Annotated in this window: 15 protein-coding genes; 13 read left to right on the top strand and 2 right to left on the bottom strand. The window is 41.9% G+C overall.

The genetic code is table 11. The annotated features are described in order from the left end of the window. Window positions 1-99 precede the first annotated feature (99 nt). The 4 genes from FVA69_RS05040 (at window position 100) to FVA69_RS05025 (ending at window position 4580) form a co-directional block, all read left to right on the top strand. Window positions 100-1008: a LysR family transcriptional regulator gene (locus FVA69_RS05040; protein WP_004913826.1), complete on the top strand. Its 909-nt coding sequence runs from the start codon at window positions 100-102 to the stop codon at window positions 1006-1008. 56 nt (window positions 1009-1064) lie between these two features. Continuing rightward, entirely contained in the window at window positions 1065-2306 is a 1242-nt protein-coding gene (locus FVA69_RS05035) for a D-amino acid dehydrogenase (protein WP_164528491.1), read from the top strand. 2 nt (window positions 2307-2308) lie between these two features. Next, a complete protein-coding gene (locus tag FVA69_RS05030; RefSeq protein WP_004913831.1) occupies window positions 2309-2662 on the top strand; it encodes a RidA family protein in 354 nt (117 codons plus the stop codon). Window positions 2663-2918: 256 nt separating this feature from the next. Further along, window positions 2919-4580 carry an alpha-keto acid decarboxylase family protein gene (locus tag FVA69_RS05025; RefSeq protein WP_164528490.1) on the top strand — a complete coding sequence of 554 codons (1662 nt, stop codon included), beginning with the start codon at window positions 2919-2921 and terminating at the stop codon, window positions 4578-4580. 69 nt (window positions 4581-4649) lie between these two features. Here the strand turns inward: FVA69_RS05025 and FVA69_RS05020 are convergent, their stop codons facing one another. Together FVA69_RS05020 and FVA69_RS05015 are read right to left on the bottom strand one after the other, a co-directional pair. Continuing rightward, on the bottom strand, window positions 4650-5660 hold the full coding sequence (locus FVA69_RS05020; RefSeq protein ID WP_109912020.1) for an XdhC family protein: 1011 nt from the start codon (window positions 5658-5660) through the stop codon (window positions 4650-4652). A 9-nt stretch (window positions 5661-5669) separates the two neighbouring features. Continuing rightward, complete coding sequence (locus tag FVA69_RS05015) at window positions 5670-6233, bottom strand: nucleotidyltransferase family protein (RefSeq protein ID WP_004913840.1); 564 nt, start codon at window positions 6231-6233, stop codon at window positions 5670-5672. Window positions 6234-6428: 195 nt separating this feature from the next. Here FVA69_RS05015 and FVA69_RS05010 point away from each other — a divergent pair, with 195 nt between their 5' ends. From FVA69_RS05010 to FVA69_RS04970, 9 genes are all read left to right on the top strand, one after another. Beyond that, on the top strand, window positions 6429-9224 hold the full coding sequence (locus FVA69_RS05010; protein WP_164528489.1) for a xanthine dehydrogenase family protein molybdopterin-binding subunit: 2796 nt from the start codon (window positions 6429-6431) through the stop codon (window positions 9222-9224). Next, complete coding sequence (locus FVA69_RS05005; RefSeq protein ID WP_109912018.1) at window positions 9221-9772, top strand: (2Fe-2S)-binding protein; 552 nt, start codon at window positions 9221-9223, stop codon at window positions 9770-9772. The genes FVA69_RS05010 and FVA69_RS05005 overlap by 4 nt, the downstream gene beginning before the upstream one ends. Then, entirely contained in the window at window positions 9769-11004 is a 1236-nt protein-coding gene (locus tag FVA69_RS05000) for a c-type cytochrome (protein ID WP_004913853.1), read from the top strand. Before FVA69_RS05005 ends, FVA69_RS05000 begins: the two co-directional genes overlap by 4 nt. Before the next feature lie 427 nt (window positions 11005-11431). Beyond that, window positions 11432-14350: a xanthine dehydrogenase family protein molybdopterin-binding subunit gene (locus FVA69_RS04995; protein ID WP_115166762.1), complete on the top strand. Its 2919-nt coding sequence runs from the start codon at window positions 11432-11434 to the stop codon at window positions 14348-14350. Beyond that, window positions 14347-14913 carry a (2Fe-2S)-binding protein gene (locus FVA69_RS04990; RefSeq protein WP_004260707.1) on the top strand — a complete coding sequence of 189 codons (567 nt, stop codon included), beginning with the start codon at window positions 14347-14349 and terminating at the stop codon, window positions 14911-14913. The genes FVA69_RS04995 and FVA69_RS04990 overlap by 4 nt, the downstream gene beginning before the upstream one ends. 11 nt (window positions 14914-14924) lie before the next feature. Then, complete coding sequence (locus FVA69_RS04985; RefSeq protein ID WP_004913855.1) at window positions 14925-16244, top strand: cytochrome c; 1320 nt, start codon at window positions 14925-14927, stop codon at window positions 16242-16244. A 381-nt stretch (window positions 16245-16625) separates the two neighbouring features. Then, complete coding sequence (locus FVA69_RS04980; protein WP_109912014.1) at window positions 16626-17099, top strand: (2Fe-2S)-binding protein; 474 nt, start codon at window positions 16626-16628, stop codon at window positions 17097-17099. After that, a complete protein-coding gene (locus tag FVA69_RS04975; protein WP_164528488.1) occupies window positions 17096-19372 on the top strand; it encodes a xanthine dehydrogenase family protein molybdopterin-binding subunit in 2277 nt (758 codons plus the stop codon). Before FVA69_RS04980 ends, FVA69_RS04975 begins: the two co-directional genes overlap by 4 nt. Next, the gene (locus FVA69_RS04970; RefSeq protein WP_164528487.1) at window positions 19365-20663 is read left to right on the top strand and encodes a c-type cytochrome; all 1299 of its coding nucleotides are present in this window, start codon (window positions 19365-19367) and stop codon (window positions 20661-20663) included. The genes FVA69_RS04975 and FVA69_RS04970 overlap by 8 nt, the downstream gene beginning before the upstream one ends. Window positions 20664-21067: the final 404 nt, after the last annotated feature.

The following is a 21067-nucleotide window of genomic DNA, read 5'->3' as shown; positions in this document are numbered from 1 at the left end:
AATAGTTGTTCAGATTAATTGGTATTAATTCGGTAGAATATGCGAATTAATACCAATAGTCGGTTTCTGTGAGTAAAAGCAAATAATAGGTTTCTGAAAATGAAGTTAAGGCATCTCGATATTTTTTATGCGGTCATGACCTGTGGTTCTCTAACTCGCGCAGCTGAGGTTTTACATATCTCACAACCTGCTGCCAGCAAGGCCTTAAAACATGCAGAACAACAACTTGGCTTAGTATTATTCCAACGGATAAGAGGGAAGTTAATTCCTACAGCTGAGGCAAACCTGCTATTTGAAGAAGCGAAGGAAGTTTATCATAATTTAGATAAGCTCAGAATTTTAGCGCAAAACTTATCACGTGATCCGCAAGGCAAATTAGCCATTGGTTGCTTACCTAGCTTAGGGCTAAACTTAGTACCTGAAGTGACCGCTCAATTTATTAAAAAGCACCCCAATATCAAACTTACGATCGGTACACATCATACAACCGATATTCTGCAGTTATTAACCCAACAAGATCTCGATATTGGTATTGGCTTTAACCTTGAAATTGAAGGTGGTATTACGGTTTTACCTATTGCAGATATCCCATTAGTTTATGTGGATAGCAAATTACCATTGCACTCACCTGTTTCGCTCACTGATATCGACCAAGAGCGTTGGATCCACCCTGGTTCTGATTCTTTATCTCAGCTATTACAAAAACGTCATGAGTTTGCAGAATCGAATATTAGTGTGCATACCTATCATATGGCTGCAGAATTTGTTCAGGCAGGTTTAGGTTGCAGTATTACCGATATTTTTTCAGCCGAACATACATTGCCTGAATCAATGATTTACCCTTTACAGGAAGGTTTACACCTTGCCGTATCCGTTTTTCATCGCGCAGATAAACCATTAACCAAAGCTGCACAGAATTATGTTAATACCTTGGCATCCACACTTGAGAAAAGAAATAAAGTAGTTAACCAAAAGTTATACTCTAGTGATGAAAACTCAATTGTTTAGTTAGCTTATTCACCGTTAAATAATAACATCTTGGTTATTATGGGTTACGGATTATTATGACTAAACATGTAGTGGTTATTGGAGCTGGTGTGATTGGTTTAAGCACCGCCTATGCATTAATTAAAGCAGGCCAAACCGTAACATTAGTTGAATCAGATACAGATGTCGGTATGCACACCAGTTTTGCTAACGGTGGGCAACTCAGCTATCGCTATGTTTCTCCCCTTGCTGATGCAGGTGTTCCTTTACAAGGCCTACGTTGGATGGGGAAAAATGACTCTCCCTTAAATTTAAAAATAACGCCTTCATTACAACAGTGGTCTTGGCTAGCGCAATTTACATTAGCTTGTAACCGTAATACCAATAAAATTAATGGTACCCATCTTTTACGTTTATCACTCCTGAGCCAAGAAATAATGAATAAATGGCGTAACAATGGTGATATTGCCGATTTTGCTTGGGAAAAATCAGGGAAATTAATTATCCATCGTGACAAAAAAAGTTTTCATAAAGCCAGTGAAACGGTTGATAAACAATTTCAAAAAGTATTAACACCCGCTGAAATTATTGAGCTAGAGCCTTCATTAAAAAATATACAGCCTCAACTCGTCGGGGCAATATATGCTCCTGATGATGAGAGTGCAGATTGCTATTTATTCTGCAAAAATCTATTGCAATATTTACTCATGCAACCGCAATTTAAGCTTTGTTTGCAGCACAGTGTTGAATCTTTCATTACACAAGATAACGGCATTACAGGAATAGCCACTCACCAGGGAACTATCCAAGCTGATGATTTTATTGTTTGCGCAGGTAATGGTAGCCGCGAGTTATTAAAACCACTGAATATTAATGTCCCTATTTTAGGGTTAAAGGGATATAGTTTAAGTGTCGAATACCCGCAAGCTGAGCATATTGTTCCGAAAATTAACGTGACTGATTACGGCAATAAAATTGTCTATGCCAAACTTAATGAGCAATTACGCATTGCTGCGATGGTTGATATTGGTTATGACAAGCATGGTTTACGTGAAAATAGAATACAAGCTCTTAAGAAGATTATTAAACATACCTTTCCTGAACTACCTAAAATTGACGATGCTGAAAGCTGGTGTGGGTTACGCCCTTCAACACCAAAAGGCCCACCGATATTAGGAAAAACAACCTATAAAAATTTATGGCTTAATGTTGGACATGGCAGTTTAGGGTTTACTCTTGCCGCAGGCAGCGCGGAAATATTGACTCAATTAATTACAGATCAAAAAACGCCAATTTCTTTAACTGGATTAACGAGGTAATCATGTCCATCAAACGTAACAACCCGAAACCACGCTTAGCTGACAGTGTTGAATATGCAGGGATAGTTTATTTATCAGGGCAAGTACCTAATGACCTAACAGGTGATATTACCCAGCAAACTGAAGATGTTTTAGCTAAAATTGATACGTTATTAGCAGCCAGCAACAGTAATAAAACACAAATTTTATCTGCTCAAGTTTGGATTAAAAATATGGCGAGAGATTTCTCGGCCTTTAATGCAGTATGGGAAAATTGGATGCCTGTGGAAAATAGCCCAGCCCGCGCAGCAGTTGAAGCAAATATGGCTCGAGAGCAAGTCCTTGTTGAAATTATGGTGATTGCGGCTCAGCGTTGATCTCTGTTTAGTGATATTTTAAATATAAAAAAGCAGTGAGGCTGACTGCTTTTTATTACTCTACCAATTTAATCTTCTATTTGATTTTATAATATCCGATTAAATAATGAATTTAATCAATTTCGTTAGACTTATTATAAAATAAAGACTTTCATTTTCACCCTCCTTAACTATTATCAAATCAATTTCAATAAAAATAAATAGCTAATAAAAAATTATAAATGAAGAAAAAATAATTATTAACTGGAGAGACTAAATGAAAGAAACCGTGATTGAATATATTTTATCGAAGTTATATGACTTAGGCATTGAAGATATTTTTGGTGTTCCTGGTGATTATTCATTTCCTATTAATGACGCTGTTTGTGCTAGTTCTCGACAGCGTTGGATTGGTAATTGTAACGAACTAAATGCAGCCTATGCCGCTGATGGCTATGCTCGAATAAAAGGTGCCGCTGCATTATCAACCACATTTGGCGTTGGCGAATTAAGCGCACTCAACGCAATAGCGGGTTCCTATGCAGAAAGGTTACCGATATTTCATCTTGTCGGAATGCCACCAAGCCAATCAAAGAAAAAACGTCTAATTAACCATCATTCTTTAGGTGATGGTGATTATGATGTTTTCTATAAAATGAGCCAGCATATTGTCTGCGCCCATGCCATTATAACCCCAGAAAATTGTATTGAAGAAACAGAGCGATTAATCACTTGTGCCTTACACGAGCGTCGCCCAGTTTATTTTGGATTACCTGCTGATTATGCTGTAAAAACTGTGGTTAAGTCACCTCATAATACGGTTCCATTAATACCAAAAACCAATCCAGAAACACTAAAAAACATTATCCATCTCATCTTAAATAAATTAATAAATAGCCAGCAACCCTGTTTATTAGCAGGGTCAATATCTCTACGTTTAGGATTACAAAAAAGCTTACAAACTATTATCGAAAAAACCAATATTCCCTATACAACCTTTTATATGGATAAGAGTGTTTTAGATGAAACTAATACACAATATATTGGAATGTATGCGGGGGAGTTCATCAATCCACAAGTGACTTCATTTGTAGAAAACTGTGATTGTGTTTTAAATATCGGCACTATAATGTCAGATTTTAATACTGCTTGTTACACCTCTAATATTGAAGAGGGAAACATAATACACATTATGGATAATTACGTTGTGATTAGTGGCCAACGCTACGATGAGATTTATATGAAGGATGTCATCTCATCGTTAAAAGATAAATTGATATCAACTTCTAATTATTATTTTTATCATAATAATTACCCTAAAGCACAATCACTTGGTACACCAATAAGTTCAAAAACACAAGAAATAACGGAAACATTCTTATACCCTCGTTTAGAAAAAATGCTCAAGCCTAACGATATTATATTTGGTGATACAGGAACATTTACCATGGGCTTATCATTTGCACTTTTACCTAAGGGGGCATCATTTCATTCTCAATCTTTATGGGGATCAATTGGCTGGGCCACTCCTGCTGCATTAGGAGCAGCTTTAGCATCTCCCTCCAGCCGTCTTATTTTAATAACTGGTGAAGGTGCTCACCAATTAACAATACAAGAAATTAGTCAATTTTCACGATTTGGGCTTAAGCCTATTATTTTTGTTCTAAATAACGACGGCTACCTTATCGAACGACTATTTTGTAAAGAACCTGAATATTATTATAACGATGTTACTCAATGGAATTATGCACAACTGCCTTCGGCATTTGGGTGCGATGATTGGTATTGCCAAAAAGTAGCAACCTGCGATGAACTCAATGATGCCTTACAACATATTGAAACTCTCGATAGCGCAGCTTACATTGAAATAATGACAGACAGGTATGACGCATCAAAGTATTTAGTAAAAATGGGAGAAGCTATTACTTCTACATACTAACTATATTGTTTGTAGCTAGCTCCGCCATCTAAAATGGCGTGAGCTATTAGAAATAAAATTACATTGTATTTAATTTATACTCACTAACTTTTTCGTTTTACATGTGATCTCTGATGAGATCACGCCATTTTTATAAGCAACAATGTCGGCCATTATCGCTAAAGCAATTTCTGGCGGTGTTTTACTACCAATTGGAATACCAATCGGAGCATGAATGCGTTCTATTTCCTCTTCCGTCATCCCACCGGATGCTATAAGCCGTTCACGACGGCGAGCACTAGTTCTTACTGACCCCATTGCACCAATGTAAAAAGCATCTGTATTAACCGACTCCATCAGTGTTAAATCATCAATACGGGGATCATGGGTTAAGGAAACAATGGCAGTATTTGGAGAGCAACCCTGTTCTTCTAAATAGCGGGCGGGAAATAAAGAAATAACCTCAACTTGAGATGGAATTTGTGGTGCAAACCGCGCTATTTCTTCTTCTCGGTGATCGCAAATAATGACCTCAAAACCCAATGTTAACGCAAAATTAGCGCAATAAGCCCCCACAGTGGAAATACCTGCAATGATTAGGCGAGGAGGAGCCGCAATGTATAACTGAATTTTATCGCCATCACGTTCTATCTGTGTTGGTTGTTCTGACTTATTAGCTATATGAATTTCACCACTCTGCGGCAATAGAACTTTTTTGATAATGGCAGAATAACCTAATAACGCATTTTGGATCTCAACGAGATAATTAAGTGATTTTTCATTATTTGGTAGATATTCAATCAAAACATCTAAACTACCATCACACGGTAAATTAACTTTAGTCTCAATCCCGCCTCTTCCATAGCGAACAACTTGGCTACTACTCACATAATTATTATTTTTTATGCGCTGAATAAAATCCTCTTCAATACATCCACCAGAAAGTGAACCTATATATTGACCGTCCTGTTTTGCAACCAACAAAGAACCCGGGCTTCTCGGCGAAGAACCATAGGTATTTAATACGGTACATAACCAAATTGGTTGCTCTTTTATCCAAGCAACGGCTTGAGAGATAACAAAAACATCTTCACGCAACATATTCATCCCTTATTCGTTATCAACACTTGGATAATCAATATCTTTCACAACATTTTCATCATTTATGTCCAGTTTATAGACAAAATTATCCTGTAATATTGATTTTGCCCCTTCATCGCCGGACAATTTAATTAAATCTGAATAATATTTTGCAGATATTCCCACTGGATGCCCCGGTAAACTATTATATACTGGCCGTACTAACGTATGTTGTTTTAATTCATTTGCTATACGTATAAATAATCTACTATTGATGTATGGCATATCTGCTAAATGAATTATCCACCCATCTAAATTTGAAGTATTTTTAACACCAAATGCGATTGAATCACCTAACCCAGTACTATTTATCAATGAGTATGGAATATTAAATTGTAAACAATTATTAATGACGCCTTCATTCTCAGGCCGAGTTACTACATGAATAGGAATTCCGCTATCTATTGAATTAAAAAGTGTTTTTTCAAATACCGTGCTTTTCCCTAGCCCAAAATTTAATTTACTGCCTTTACCTCCAGCGTTTTGAAAACGCTCACTTTTTCCTGCTGCCAATATCAAAATACAAATATTCATGGTTTTTATTCTAAATCGATATACTGATTGCGTATCTCATAAATAAAGTATATTCAGTAAGATCACAAGAACTACCTATCATTAATTTGAAAATTATTAAGAGAAGTATAATATTAACGTGATACAAATAATTTTTTCGATATGACTATAAAAATAAAAATACCGATGTAATAAAAATAAGTGTAAGGGTGTATTATGAGCAAAAGCAATGTCGAACTCTCCCGCAGACACTTTCTAAAATGTGCCGTTATAGCGGGAATATCTGTTTATTTAGCCCCTTTGTATAGCCGTGCTTTTGATGTGCTATTCGAAGAAAAAATCCTTCAATCTCCTGACTGGAATCCAGTCGATAAACAAATCAAATTTCGTATTGATGGGTTTGCCAAAGTCCAAGGGGAGAAAGTCTTTGCCAGAGACATTCGCGCACGCGATATTCCTCACTGGCCAAAACAGCAAGGTCATACATTTTTACTACGCGTAACTCAAGCCGATAAAATTTACCAAGGCTTTAATCTTGATCTGCTGAAAGATGGCCTCATGCCTGACCGCATCGTAACCGCGAGCGACTTAGAAAAAGATGGTGTCGCTTTCCCTGAATTTTATGGCGATGATTTATTGCTTCCGGAAGGGAAAACCCCCGCTTACCTTGGCCAAGCCGTTGCATTATTGATTTACCATGATTTTGCTAAATTCCGCTTTGCCAAAGAAACCCTAAAATTCCGTGACGATGTTATCCAATACGGTGCATTTACCGGCCCACTGGAACGGGACCCATGGGGAAGCTACCGTGGCGTGCGAATTGGCAATGAAAATCCTTATGATCCTGATATTTACTCAAGCCTAAAAGATATGCCAATCTCCCCTATTGGCATGAAAAAACACTTGCCCGTTTGGCCAGAAGGCCGTGAAGGTGGGAAATTAGATCAACAAGGCATGCTATATGCTGATGAACTCGCCAAACAGTTGGAAAATCCGCCAGAAGACTGGCTCGTAATCAAACGAAAATACTTTTCTCAATCGATTGATACTGCTGCCTTAGAGCCTGATAACGCTAACGGTTGGTACGACGCCAAAACACAGTCATTCCATCTGGTTATTCCTACGCAGTCCCCTCAGGAAGTGGCGGAATCATTACCCGAGATGCTGGCAAAATCGCATTTCCCAATTAAACAAATTTTCCTACACCCTTGTTTTACAGTTGGTTATGGTTCTAAAGACCATACCCCATTCCCGTATTATGGTGCGATGGCAACGTTATATGGTGACGGAGTTCCTATTCGTCTGGCTAATGACCGCTATGAACAATTTCAATCCACCATCAAACGCCATGCTTTTGATATGGATTACACCTTAGCGGTGAATAAGAAAACACAGAAAATCGAAGCCCTTTCAGCGTCTTTTATTGGTGATGGCGGTGGCCGCTGTAATTTTACACCTTCCGTTGTCATGGTTGGCGCAACAGGCGCCCAAGCTATCTATTACATTCCGCGTAGTGATTTATCTGCGGTCGGTATTGCATCACGAGCCGTGGATGCGGGTTCAGCCCGCGGTTATGGTACCTTACAAGCCATGGCAGCAACCGATATGTTGATGGAAGAAGCTGCAAAACTACTCAAAGCCGACCCCATTGAGTTCCGTCTTAAAAATATCATCAAGTCTGGGATGAAAAATACCCAAGGGGCAATCCCTGGCGGTGCAATTCGTGCCGATGAAGTGTTAACCCGCTGCGCTGCCCATCCAATGTGGACTGACAGAACCAAGCGTAAAGCTGATTTTGAAGCAAAAAATAGCGGTAAACTATTTGGTACTGGGATTTCTTGTGTGCAAAAAGACTTCGGGACAGGTGCGGAATCCTCCTTTGCTCGTGTAGAACTTACCCCTGAGGGTAAAATTGCTATTTACCATAGTGGTGCAGAAATTGGTACGGGCATGTCCACGTCCCAATCGGTGGTTTGCGCTAAATGGTTAGGAAAACCTGCGGAACAAGCTCATTTTTCGGTTGTAGATTGGTCAATTTTACCTATGGTGTCGACAGGTAACCCGTTTGCCATGTCACAAGATGAACAAAATCACCTCGCGCAAAACCCATTATGGACACCGAATTACTGCTCACCGGCAAGCGCCAGTAATTCAGCCTATTATTTTACTCATAGTACAGACGCAGCCGCACGCATTATATTTGAGCATGGGTTATGGCCCGCTGCCATGTCAATTTGGCAAGAAGGCATTGGTGGCGGACAAGCTGCCCCTCTAGTTGTTCGCCGTGAAGATGCACGTTGGGTTGCTGAAGGCTTAACGGCTGATGGGCTTGAGGTGCTTAGCTTACCGCGCTTAATTGAACGCACTTTTGCAATGGGCGGGGTAACTGGCGCAGTGTGCCACGTATTTAACCGCTGGCAATGGGCTGAAGCCGATTTCCCTATTCAGGGTGAAACTCGCCGTTTACCGATTGATGGGCTATCACTACGATTTGCCGATAAAGAATACCAAGTTTGCCACCGTGAAAAAGCCTATTACCCTGATACACAAAGAAATAATGCAGGAGTCACTTACTACAGTGCAGTCGCTACCGTGAGTGAGCTATCCATTGATAAGGCAACTGGACAAGTCGAATTGCTGAATCACCATAGCGTAGTGGAGTGCGGTAACCTTATCGTGCCGCAACTGGTTTCAGGGCAAATTCAAGGTGGTTTAGCAATGGGGATCGGCCATGCCCTCCATGAATATTTACCTCTCTACGAAGATGGTCCCGGTAATGGGACGTGGAACTTCAACCGTTATCATCTCCCTCTAGCCAGCGACGTTGCCGTTTGGCAGCAAACCAATGAAGTCCTACCAGGACTTTCGGATACAGACCCACCAAAAGGCGTTGCTGAGGTTGTTATGATCCCGGTGGTTTCATCCATCGTCAATGCCATTGCAGATGCAACTGGTCATCATTTCTTGCATTTGCCTGTACGCGCAAAAGACATTTTAGAGGTAATATCATGAGCCTAAATTTCCTTCCCCTCACTTTAACCATTAATGGCCAACAGTATGGACCAATGGACGTGCCTGAAGGCCTCATGATGATCGACTTCCTTCATGAATATGTTGACCTAACGGGTTCTCGTCTAGGCTGTGGCCAAGGGATCTGCCATGCTTGCGTCGTTATCTTAGATAACCCATCCGGCACCAGCGAAGAGATCCGCACCTGTATTACTGGCGCGCATTTTTTCAATAATAAAAGCATTCGAACTATCGAAGGGGCTGCCACCAAAGAAGAAAACGGGGAAGTAAAATTATCCCCAGTTCAGCAAGCTTTTGTTGAACATTTTAGTTTTCAGTGTGGCTACTGTACCCCAGGGTTTGTGAATGCGGCTACCGTGTTTATTGAAGAACTTCAGCGAAACCCCATTGCAGAAGCGGACTTAGAAGATGCTATCAAGCAAGCCCTAAATAACCATATTTGCCGCTGCACAGGCTATGTACGCTATTATGAAGCGGTACGTGACGTTGTTCTGGCGACTCCTGGTCTTATCAAGGAGGCAATAAAATGATCAAACGAATTATTTTATGGTTGATAGCCATCGCTATCATCGTTTGGGCGGTGCTGTATTGGTATGAAAGCCGTACCTTAGATGGCCCGGTACAAAAAGTGACAGCGACACCTCAGGAAATTGAGCGAGGCCGTTATCTCACCCTTGCCGGTGACTGCGCTGCGTGCCACACCAGTGCTGATGGTGCGCCATTAGCCGGTGGTTTTCCACTTGATACCCCATTTGGTACTATCTACAGCAGTAACTTAACCCCTTCAGCCGATTTTGGTATCGGTCGCTGGACAAAAGATGATTTTTATAAAGCACTGACCCAAGGTATCTCTCCACCGAGTAAAAATCTTTACCCGGCAATGCCTTATACGTCTTACAAAGGGATCACTCGTGAAGATTCTGACGCTATTTACAGTTATTTGATGAGCCAACCAGCGGTTGATGTCGCGCCACCTGAAAATTCATTGCCATTCCCACTAAACCAACGTATGGCCATGATTGGCTGGAATTTATTGTTTTTTAATGATAAACCACTCCCGAATAGCTCACAAGGTAGCTCCCCTGAATGGTTACGTGGTCGGTATTTAGTTAACGTATTAGAGCATTGTGCTGAATGCCATACGCCAAGAGGAAAACTGGGTGAAATGGATTTAGATAACTTTATGCAAGGCGGCGCTTTAGGTCGTTTTGTGGCGCCGGATATTACCCCAAAAGCGCTTGCAGAGCGAGGATGGACAAAAGAAGATTTACAGCAGTTTTTCATGACTGGGCTCGCTCCGCAAGGTTCCGCCTACAGTGATATGCACCCTGTAATTTATCTGAGTTCACAACATTTAACCCCAGAGGATAATAGCGCTATAGCCACCTATTTAATGGGCGATAACCCACCAGCAACTTCGCCATTAAGAATGGGGGAAGGTAACGCTCAAGGACGCCAAATTTATTTAGAAACCTGCTCAGGTTGCCACTCCTATGATGGCAGCGGTAAACCGAATGTGGCGGTGGCAATGAAAGGAAATTCGACATTGCGTGATGCGGATAGCACTAACCTAATTAATGCGATTTTAGATGGTTTGCCTGAACAACCATTCCCTAATAACCAAAACATGCAAAGTATGCCCGGGTTTGCCAATAAGCTAAATGACCAACAAATTAGCGACTTAGTGAACTTCCTTCGCGTTCAATGGGGAGGACAACCTGCGGATGTCACCCCGGAGCAGATTAAATCTTTGCGTCAATAATGACGAAAAATGAACTATCTGGCTTGTTAATATTTAACGAGCCAGCTAATTCTCTAATTAATGTCCATATAATAATATGCTTTATATAATAAAATACATATTGATTTAATTATTCATTAATAAGAACTACTATCATTTAAATAAATTACATTTGAATAAAACTCAGTTATTTTATTCAATACTGTCATATTAAGATGACTCCAACAGTATTATTCACTTTCTTGTCTAAATCCCTTTACTCGTTCTTGATATATCAATACAGATACCCATACTATTTATGTAACTTACTGAGCTATCTGATATTAGTCATCGAATTGTGAGCCAATTTAATCGAAATAAAACAATCTTACAGTGCATGGCTAAAAAGTATTATTTATCTCCATTGTTCATAATAAAAAACCCTAAAAATATAATCAGGGAGCACACTATGTCGGGACATATTTCTAGACGCAATTTTATCAAATTAGGCACTATTGCGGGCATTGCAGTGATGGTCGGCAAACTCCCTTTTGCGATAGCAATGGAGCTCGATTCTGACTCTCCATCAACTGATTGGATTGGTCAAAATGGTAAAGCACGTTTTCGCTGGGATGGCGTTGAAAAGGTCACTGGCCGTAAAAATTTTGCTCGTGATTACCGCGCTAAAGACATTCCTGGCTGGCCTAAAAAACAAAGCTATGCCTTTATGTTAAAAGCAACAGAGGCAGATAAAACCTTTGAAGGCATTGATATTTCAATGTTAGGTCCAAATTTACAGCCTGATAAAGTTGTTTTACAAGAAGACCTTATCCGTGATGGCTTAAATATCCCTCAAGACACCAGTATGGGAAAAGGCTTCTATGGCACTAATATTCTAGTGCCTCTAGGGGATACCCCGCCAATTATTGGCCACCCAGTTGCTATCTTGATTTATCATGATTTCGATAAATACAGTGCAGCGCAGCGGATGTTACGCTTTGCGACAAATACCGTAAAATATGGAACGGTGACAGGGCCAAAACCGCCCGCTAACTACGGTGCAGCGCGATATGTGCGTATTGGTGGTGACACCCCGCTTTCACCTTCTATCTTTTCTCCTTATCAAGATTCAGGTATTAAAGGCGGATTCGATGGCAATACGCCTATTTGGCCACCTTATGACCCAAAACACGCCATTTCTATTCCGCCAGTGATCCGTAAAGATCGTGGTGGTGGTTTTATTCAAGCCCTTCATCAGGCAGAAAAAAGTCCTGATAAACAAGAAAAAGCGATGGATTACGCACGGCAAATTGAGCAAGAAATCGCAGCCGCTCGTCAGGATCCCGATAAGTTTGTGATTGAGCGCCATGGTTTTTCACAATCCATTGACCCTTGTGCAATGGAGCCTGATAACTGTAATACTTGGTATGACGCTCAAACCAAAACACTGCATATCTTAACCGCGACACAGTCTCCTGCAGGCGTCGTCAACGCCGCTGCTGAGTTATCGAAGCACAACAAACATTTTTCCGTCGAGAACATTGTGCTATTAACTGGTTCGACCGTCGGTTATGGCTCAAAAGATTATTCGGTTTTTCCTTTCTATTCCATGGTCGCCAGTTTCTACGCTGATGGCTTGCCTGTTCGCATGGCAAATGACCGTTATGAACAATTCCAGATGGGAATGAAACGCCACTCCATTGAAATGGATGTCACCATCATTGGTGATAAAAAAACGGGCAAATTTGATGTATTAAAAGGCACTTATAACTGTAATGGTGGCGGCCGTGAAAACCTCTCCGTTGCCGTATCACACGTTGCGGTACGTGGCGCCCAATCTATTTATTATTTCCCTAAATCTGACCTTACCGCTCTCGCCATGGCCACTCCGGCTGTCGAAGCGGGCTCAATGCGTGGCTTTGGTTCCTTACAATCGATGGCAGTCACTGAATTGATGGTCGATGAAATCGCTCATAACCTCAATATTGACCCGATTGAACTGCGCCGCCGTAATGCCATTTTAGAAGGTTATCCAAATACACAAGGAGGTGTAATAGCCGGTGACCCACGCAATGTCGAAATGTTAAATCTTGCGGAAAAGCACCCGATTTGGGTCGATCGTGAGAAAAATAAAGTTGATTATGAAGCGAAAAACCCCGGTAAGCTATATGGTGTTGGCTTTGCGCAAGTGCAGCAAGTTTATGGCTCTAGCGGTGTTCCTACGATTCTTTCTCTTGAATTTGATACCAATGGTAAACTCACTATGCGCCATTGCATGCAAGAGATTGGTACCGGTGGTACAACCGCACAGCAAGTGATGGTATGGCAAGCACTCAGCAAAGCCCCTGATGTGGTTGAGTTTGGGGTAACTGAATTTGCAGAACTGCCACTCAAAACCAGTTGGGCAGATCAGAAAAAACAAGACGAACTGTCAAAAACGGATCCCTATTGGACACCTGCTCTGATCCCTGACATGAGTTCATCGAGTGGTGTTTATTATATTGGGTTTGGTACACGCCAAGCGGGCCATTTCTTATTGGAAAATACCCTATGGCCTGCAGCCAAAAGCATTTGGAGCGAAGGCCCTGGTGGCGGTGCTTTCAACGGCTTAAATGTTGAATTTGCAGACATTCGTGTCGGGCCAGATGGTATTGGTGGCGGCGGAATGAAACCCATTCCTTTTGACATTTTAGCCAAAAGAGCCCATGAGATGGGACTCATCACCGGGGTTGCTGTTCATGGCTATTCAAGCTGGCAGTGGGCTCGCGCAGAGTTCGATATCCCAACTGTCGGTTTGAAAAACCTCCCTCTTGATGCAATATCCGTTCGTTATGGTGACGGTGCGCCGCAGGAACTGAAAAAACAGATGACCACTGGCGGTTACCATTTTATTAAACGTAAAATTGCCTATTACCCACCAACACAACGCGCAAAAGCGGACCCAACAACGGTCACACCCGCTTCTTGCCTAGTCGAGCTCAATGTCAACACCATGACGGGTGAGGTCGATGTCATGCGCCATCATATGATTATGGACCCCGGTACGATGATTGTCCCTGAATTGGTTTCAGGCCAAATTCAAGGGGGGACCGCGATGGGTATTGGCCACGCATTGATGGAAGAATTACCACTGTATGAAGATGGGCCAGGTAACGGAACATGGAACTTTAATCGCTATGTCCTGCCGCGAGCAAAAGATGTTGCGGTTTGGCAGCAAACCATTGATTACTTACCTCCGCTATCAGAAACTTCACCACCAAAAGGCATGGCTGAACTGGGTATGATCCCAATCTTACCTGCGACGAGTAACGCATTAACCCATGCGACAGGCAAGCGTTTCTATGAATTCCCTATTACGGTAGATAAAATTAAAAAGGCACTCTCATGAAAATCAACAATGCCGTTCCGATTATTGAGCGCAAGCCACTCACACTGACTATTAACGGCCAAAAAATTGGTCCTATTGATGTCCCTGTTGGGATGCCAATGATTGAGTTTCTACATGAATACCTTGACCTCACCGGCACTCACTTTGGTTGCGGCCAAGGGATCTGCCATGCTTGCACCATTATGGAAATTCAGCCCGATGGCACAACGGTTGAAAGCCGCACTTGTATCTTTGGTGCCCATTATTTCAATAATAAAAATATTGTTACCATCGAAGGGCAAGCCAAACTGGATGAACAAGGCAAAGTCGTTGAGTTAACGCCAATTCAACAAGCTTTCATCGAAAACTTTTCATTCCAGTGTGGCTATTGTGCTCCCGGTTTCGTCACAGGTGCGACAGTATTTCTTGATAAACTGAAGAAAAACCCAGTGAAGCGAGACCAACTCGAACATGCGATTGAAGAAGCCCTCAATGAGCATATTTGCCGTTGTACAGGTTATGTACGCTATTATGAAGCTGTGAGGAAAGTCGCTCTCGACACTCCCGGCTGCGTGATCGACTAGGGAGAAACATCATGGCTAAATCCAGCTCTCTACGTAAAAGCATTTATATTATTATCTTATTATTTATCGTATTAATGCTTGCGATCCTATTTGGTGCTTTTCGTACTTCCAGTATCGGCCCTAATTTAGATAAACCACTGACTTCAGAAGAAGTCGCCAAATTACTGCCAAGAGGGCAAGAATTGGCCACCGCTGGAGATTGCTTTGGTTGCCACTCATTACCTGAAGGGCCATTGGCTGCGGGCGGGCGCGCTATCGGAACCCCTTTCGGCACCATTTACTCCACAAATATAACGCCTGATAAGCAATTTGGTATCGGTAACTATACCCGTGCTGATTTCCATCGTGCTTTGAAAGACGGAATTGGCAAAGAAAGAGGTAATCTCTACCCTGCCATGCCGTTTGTATTTACCCATATGACGACATCGGATGATATTGATGCCCTGTATGCTTATGTGATGTCACTTCCGCCAATCAATGTGCCAAACAAAGAAAATACAGGTGTATTTGTCCTACCCGTTCGCCCATTTATGAACTTCTGGACTTTGCTCAATTTCCCTAAACAAAATGCGCCTCATGACCCACAACGTTCTGCCGAGTGGAACCGAGGTGCTTATATTGTTGAAGGTCTAGCGCACTGCGGCGCTTGTCACTCACCACGTAACTTAATGATGGGTGTCGAGTTTTCACGGTCACTTCAAGGGGGGGAAGAAGCCGGCTTAGCGATCCCTGATATCACGGCCGAAGCGCTTTCCAAACATGGATACGATACCGCCTCCTTGAGCCAGTTTTTACTTACAGGTAATGCCCCGCAAGGCTCTGCATTTGCAGATATGAGCACAGTGACTCATTTTTCGACTAGTCAGATGAAAAAAAGCGATGTTGATGACATGGCGATTTATTTAATGACGGATAAACAAGGAAAAATACTTGGCGCCAAAGCTTCCCCTGCTCCATTGCCAGAGGCAAACTCATCAGAAGTGGGTGATGTCAGTCAAATCATGGAAACTGGCCGCTTAATGTATATGTCTACCTGCGCAGGCTGCCACGGGATCACCGGAGAAGGTGTACCTAATGGCATTCCAGCGTTAAAAGGTAACGCCATCTTAGCAATGGACAGCCCTGAAACCTTTATCAGTGTAGTGTTAACGGGTATTCCAACCACCACTTTCCCAAATGGGCAACGTATGTATGCGATGCCAAGTTTTGCTGATGATTTAACGCCACAAGAAATGGCAGATTTAATATCATGGGCGCGCGCCGAATGGGGGGGACAAGGTAAACCCGTCACCGCCGAACAAATTGAGAAACTGAAAAAAGCGGCGCAGTAATCATTCGTCGCTTCTCTTCAAATAACTTATTTATTGAAGGGAAGCGACATTATTATTTTCATTGATACATTCAAGTGAAATATATCAACGCACCCCACATTAAATAAGAATTTCAAATTAAAGATATCCGCTTATTTCTATTAAAAGAAAACCAATATATAAACTGGGTTTCCTCTCACTTCGCCTGACTCAAACATTCACGCAATCCATTAGTATTTTCCAATATTAACCTTCATTAATAAGTACTTACTAAATACCTAACAAAAATTTCCCTTAGCACATACAGTCACAATTCAAATTAATAACCTATGTTATAGTTAATATACAAATAATAACATTAGATTATCATTTACTGTGATTAGCAATGTGAAAGGAAAATATATGCAACTAAATATCAATGGAAGATGGATTGAACTAAGCAATATTTCTCCATCAACACCACTTCTTTACGTATTACGTAATGATTTAAAACTCAATAGCCCTAAATATGGCTGCGGTTTAGGCGAATGTGGCGCTTGTAGTGTACTTATCGATGGCAAAGTCGTTCGCTCGTGTTCAACACCGGTATCAACAGTAGAAAATAGAAAAATTACCACGCTTGAAGGCATTAGTGATAGCGAGACACTCCATCCTGTGCAACAAGGATTTATTGATGAGCAAGCAGCACAATGTGGTTATTGTACGAATGGCATGATAATGACATTGGTTGCTCTGTTTAAACGTACCCCTAATGCAAGTGAAGAAGAGATAAAAAAAGAACTCGCTTTTAATTTATGCCGTTGTGGAACCCATGTAGAAATATTAAAAGCAGCTAAAAAAGCTAAAATGATCATCGCACAAGGTGGTAAAGCATGAGCATTTTAGATATCACTCGACGCCGTTTGCTGCAAGCTGGTGGGCTCATCGTTGTCAGTAACATGTTGCCTTCCATTTCATTTGCAGCAGAAAAGATACCAAACAAAAATGCGGCTATTCCTCTTAATTATGTCGATAGTTTTATTGCTCTTGCCGCTGATGGTTCGGTGACTGCATTTAATGGTCACGTGGATTTAGGTACAGGAATTCGTACCTCACTTGCACAAATTGTCGCTGATGAAATTGGTGTCTCTTTTGAATCAGTAACAATGATACTTGGGGATCCACAAAGTACACCGGATCAAGGGCCGACTATCGCCAGTGCGACCATTCAGGTCACGTCTATCCCCTTACGCCATGCTGCTGCTCAAGTTCGCATGCAGCTAACATCTCTTGCTGCCAAAGCGTTAAATGTGCCAATGGAAGCCGTTCGAGCACAGCATGGATATGTTTTTGTCACCGCCCAACCTGAACGTCGTTTGAGTTATGCGCAATTGGCAAAAGGACAAGATCTCCATTTTGAATTAGATGAAAACGTAACTTTAAGACCCGCTTCTGAAGCTATTTATGTCGGAAAGCCGATTCAACGCGTAGATATTCGTGCAAAAGTAACGGGTGAGTTGACTTGGGTACATGATATGCGAGTACCTGATATGTTACATGGAAGAGTTATTCGTCCTCCTTATTCAGGTGCAGACAGTAGCGCACCGCTTGGAAATAGTTTGCTTTCGATTGATGAAAGTTCTATTGCTCACCTAAAAGGCATTGTAAAAATTGTACGCATTAATGACTTTGTTGGTGTCGTTGCCGAACGTGAAGAACAAGCGATAGACGCTATGCGTCAGTTAAAAATTCAATGGAAAGAATGGCAAGGATTACCCGATTTAACCCTCGATAAGCTTCATGACACCCTTGATGCATTACCCAGCCAAGATAGAGTATTACGAGATGATGACGGTGTTGACAGCGCCTTAGCCAATTTACATAAAACTGTAAATGCAGACTATGTTTGGCCATACCATTTACACGCATCAATTGGGCCATCTTGCGCTATCGCAGATGTCCGCGACGATAAAGTCGATGTCTGGTCAGGCACACAAAACCCTCATGACCTGCGAAAAGATTTAGCACTACAACTCGATAGAGAACTATATCAAATACACATTCATCGCATGGAAGCATCAGGGTGCTATGGTCGTAACTGTGCTGATGACGTGGCAGCCGATGCCGTTTTACTGTCTCAAGCGACAGGACGACCTGTGCGAGTGCAATTAATGCGAGAACAAGAAGCGGGTTGGGAGCCAAAAGGCACCGGCCAATTGATTAAAATTCGAGGGGGAATTGATCAAAATAATGATGTCAGCGCTTACGAACTCAGTACTCGTTATCCATCAAATAACGCCGCTACTTTATCGTTGATTTTAACTGGGAAAAAAGAAAATAAACCGGATATTCAACAGATGGGAGACCGCACGGCTATCCCTCAATATCGATACCCACATATGCGCGTTATCGCTAAAGATACCGCGCCTGTTGTTAGGGCATCATGGATGCGCGGAGTTTCAGCACTTCCAAATGTATTTGCTCATGAATCTTGGATTGATGAAGTTGCTTATTTAGCACAGCAAGATCCTATAGCATACCGCTTAAAATATTTAGATGATCCTCGAGCTATCGCTTTAATTAGTGCCGTGAAAAAACAGGCGAATTGGGTTGATGGGCCGATGCATCAAAAACCATCCCCTGTCACCGAAGAAATTGTGAGTGGTCGAGGGTTTGCCTGGGCGCGTTATTTCCACAGTAAATTTCCGGGTTTTGGTGCTGCATGGGCAGCTTGGGTCTGCGACTTAACTGTTAATCGCCGAACAGGACAAGTGCTTATCAAAAAAGTCTATGTCGCCCATGATTGTGGCCAAATGGTTAACCCAGATGGCGTTAAACACCAAGTCCATGGAAACATTATTCAATCCTGTAGCCGGGTATTAAAAGAGTTTGCCACCTTTGATAAATCAGGCACAACCTCCCTTGAATGGGGCGGATACCCTATTCTACGTTTCGATGAGTTACCCGAAATTGATATTCAATTAATGGAATATCCCAATGAACCCCCTATGGGAGCGGGCGAATCTGCATCAGTACCAAGCGCTGCCGCGGTAGCAAATGCGCTATTTGATGCATTAGGTGTGCGTATGCGAGAAGTTCCATTTACCCCTGAACATATTCTGCGAGCAGTAGGTATGGCAGCCAAGAACCAAGGAGTGGCTCATGAGTAAGGCAAAAAAAATATTTGGCTACAGTGCGCTTGCTATCGTTATTGTTGCGGTGGGGGGACTCGCGCTGAGTTGGCAATCTGCCATTGAGCCATTACACACTAATTCGACACAAAGTTTTACTGACGCTCAAATTGCCCGTGGTGAAAAATTAGCGGCACTAGGCGATTGTGCCGTTTGCCATACGCGGCCTGGCGGTGAAACAAATACCGGGGGCTTTGCGATGGAGATCCCCTTCGGCACGATTTACACCACAAATATAACACCTGATATAGAAACAGGCATTGGCAGCTGGTCATATGAAGCGTTTGAACGGGCTATGCGTTATGGTGTTGATCGTGAGGGGAATTATTTATACCCTGCGTTCCCTTACACGGCTTTTACTCATACTTCCGATGATGATTTATATGACCTCTATGCATGGTTAATGAGCCAAAAACCCGTTCGTTATCAACCACCAAAGACATCGTTAAACTTTCCCTTTAATATTCGCCAAGGAATTTGGGCATGGAATCAGCTGTATTTAACCGCAGGGCCAATAAAACCAAACAGTTCACAAACTGATGAATGGAACCGAGGTGCATACCTTACCGAAGGGCTCGGCCATTGCAGCGCTTGCCACTCCCCACGTGATATATTATTTGGTGAAAAAGGCGGAGATAGCCACTTGATGGCTGGAGATGCTGAAGGATGGAGTGCACCAGCGCTGCGAGGTGACCAAGCCTCACCTGTTGCTTGGAGCCATCAGGATATGGCGGAGTTTTTGCGTACGGGATTCTCGGCTAACCACGGCGTCGCAGCAGGCCCAATGGCACCAGTCATCAGAGAAGGAACCTCTCAACTAACCGAAGAAGATAGACAAGCTATTGCAACTTATTTGACTTCTGAAGTTGAGCATCCGCAGGTCACATCGCAAGCCGTAACAATCGTACAGCAAACAGAAGATAAAATTGAACCTCTCTCTTCTGAAGGGGTAAGGTTGTATTCAGGGGCCTGTATGGCATGCCATGCCCAAACGAAAGGTGCGCAAATGTCAGGTGTACGACCCGCTTTAGCCTTAAATACGAATCTTTATGCAGATACCCCAGATAATGCCATTCGCGTTGTATTAAATGGAATTGAGTATGAGGCAACAGAAGGGCTCGGCAGCATGCCTGCTTTTCGTCATAATTTAAGTGATCAGCAAATAGCAGTACTCTTAAATTATCTAAGAACAACGTTTACTGACAAGTCACCATGGCCTGATTTGGAACAACAAGTTAGCCAGCTACGCGCGGAAACAGCAGCTAAATAATCCGTTCATCTTTAGCGTAAATAGCGGTCATATCTATGACTGTTATTTACGCTATTTATATCTACTCAAGAAAATGAGATATTCCATCTCAAAAAAGAAATAACTAAAAGCACGACTTATTATTTTCTGTAATGCCTAAATAACTCTCAAACTAAGCAGATATCTACCAATTATTATTTAGTGGTTATCGTGAACCTATTTTCTAGATGAGGAAAAAACATACACTCTACTTAACAATATTTCAGACTATTAATGACCAAACACGCATTGTCCCTGTGATAATCACGTCATACTATAGAGAATTGCATGGCTAACACGTTTGCCTACTCTCATTTGTTGCGATTTGTGGTATTTTAGTCTCTGAAAATAATCGTCAAATACACTCACAGAATTTAGTTAACTCA

Source organism: Providencia sp. PROV004 (assembly GCF_011045615.1).
GTDB lineage: Bacteria > Pseudomonadota > Gammaproteobacteria > Enterobacterales > Enterobacteriaceae > Providencia > Providencia rettgeri.
This window is presented reverse-complemented; position numbering and strand designations above follow the sequence as displayed.

Bases quoted from the DNA above. Each gene is read 5' to 3' on its own strand.
- FVA69_RS05005 (WP_109912018.1), top strand. From the start codon at position 9,221: ATGAGCCTAAATTTCCTTCCCCTCACTTTAACCATTAATGGCCAACAG.
- FVA69_RS04985 (WP_004913855.1), top strand. From the start codon at position 14,925: ATGGCTAAATCCAGCTCTCTACGTAAAAGCATTTATATTATTATCTTA.
- FVA69_RS05030 (WP_004913831.1), top strand. From the start codon at position 2,309: ATGTCCATCAAACGTAACAACCCGAAACCACGCTTAGCTGACAGTGTT.
- FVA69_RS04970 (WP_164528487.1), top strand. From the start codon at position 19,365: ATGAGTAAGGCAAAAAAAATATTTGGCTACAGTGCGCTTGCTATCGTT.
- FVA69_RS05035 (WP_164528491.1), top strand. From the start codon at position 1,065: ATGACTAAACATGTAGTGGTTATTGGAGCTGGTGTGATTGGTTTAAGC.
- FVA69_RS04975 (WP_164528488.1), top strand. From the start codon at position 17,096: ATGAGCATTTTAGATATCACTCGACGCCGTTTGCTGCAAGCTGGTGGG.
- FVA69_RS05015 (WP_004913840.1), bottom strand. From the start codon at position 6,233: ATGAATATTTGTATTTTGATATTGGCAGCAGGAAAAAGTGAGCGTTTT.
- FVA69_RS04995 (WP_115166762.1), top strand. From the start codon at position 11,432: ATGTCGGGACATATTTCTAGACGCAATTTTATCAAATTAGGCACTATT.
- FVA69_RS05040 (WP_004913826.1), top strand. From the start codon at position 100: ATGAAGTTAAGGCATCTCGATATTTTTTATGCGGTCATGACCTGTGGT.
- FVA69_RS05020 (WP_109912020.1), bottom strand. From the start codon at position 5,660: ATGTTGCGTGAAGATGTTTTTGTTATCTCTCAAGCCGTTGCTTGGATA.
- FVA69_RS05000 (WP_004913853.1), top strand. From the start codon at position 9,769: ATGATCAAACGAATTATTTTATGGTTGATAGCCATCGCTATCATCGTT.
- FVA69_RS04980 (WP_109912014.1), top strand. From the start codon at position 16,626: ATGCAACTAAATATCAATGGAAGATGGATTGAACTAAGCAATATTTCT.
- FVA69_RS04990 (WP_004260707.1), top strand. From the start codon at position 14,347: ATGAAAATCAACAATGCCGTTCCGATTATTGAGCGCAAGCCACTCACA.
- FVA69_RS05010 (WP_164528489.1), top strand. From the start codon at position 6,429: ATGAGCAAAAGCAATGTCGAACTCTCCCGCAGACACTTTCTAAAATGT.
- FVA69_RS05025 (WP_164528490.1), top strand. From the start codon at position 2,919: ATGAAAGAAACCGTGATTGAATATATTTTATCGAAGTTATATGACTTA.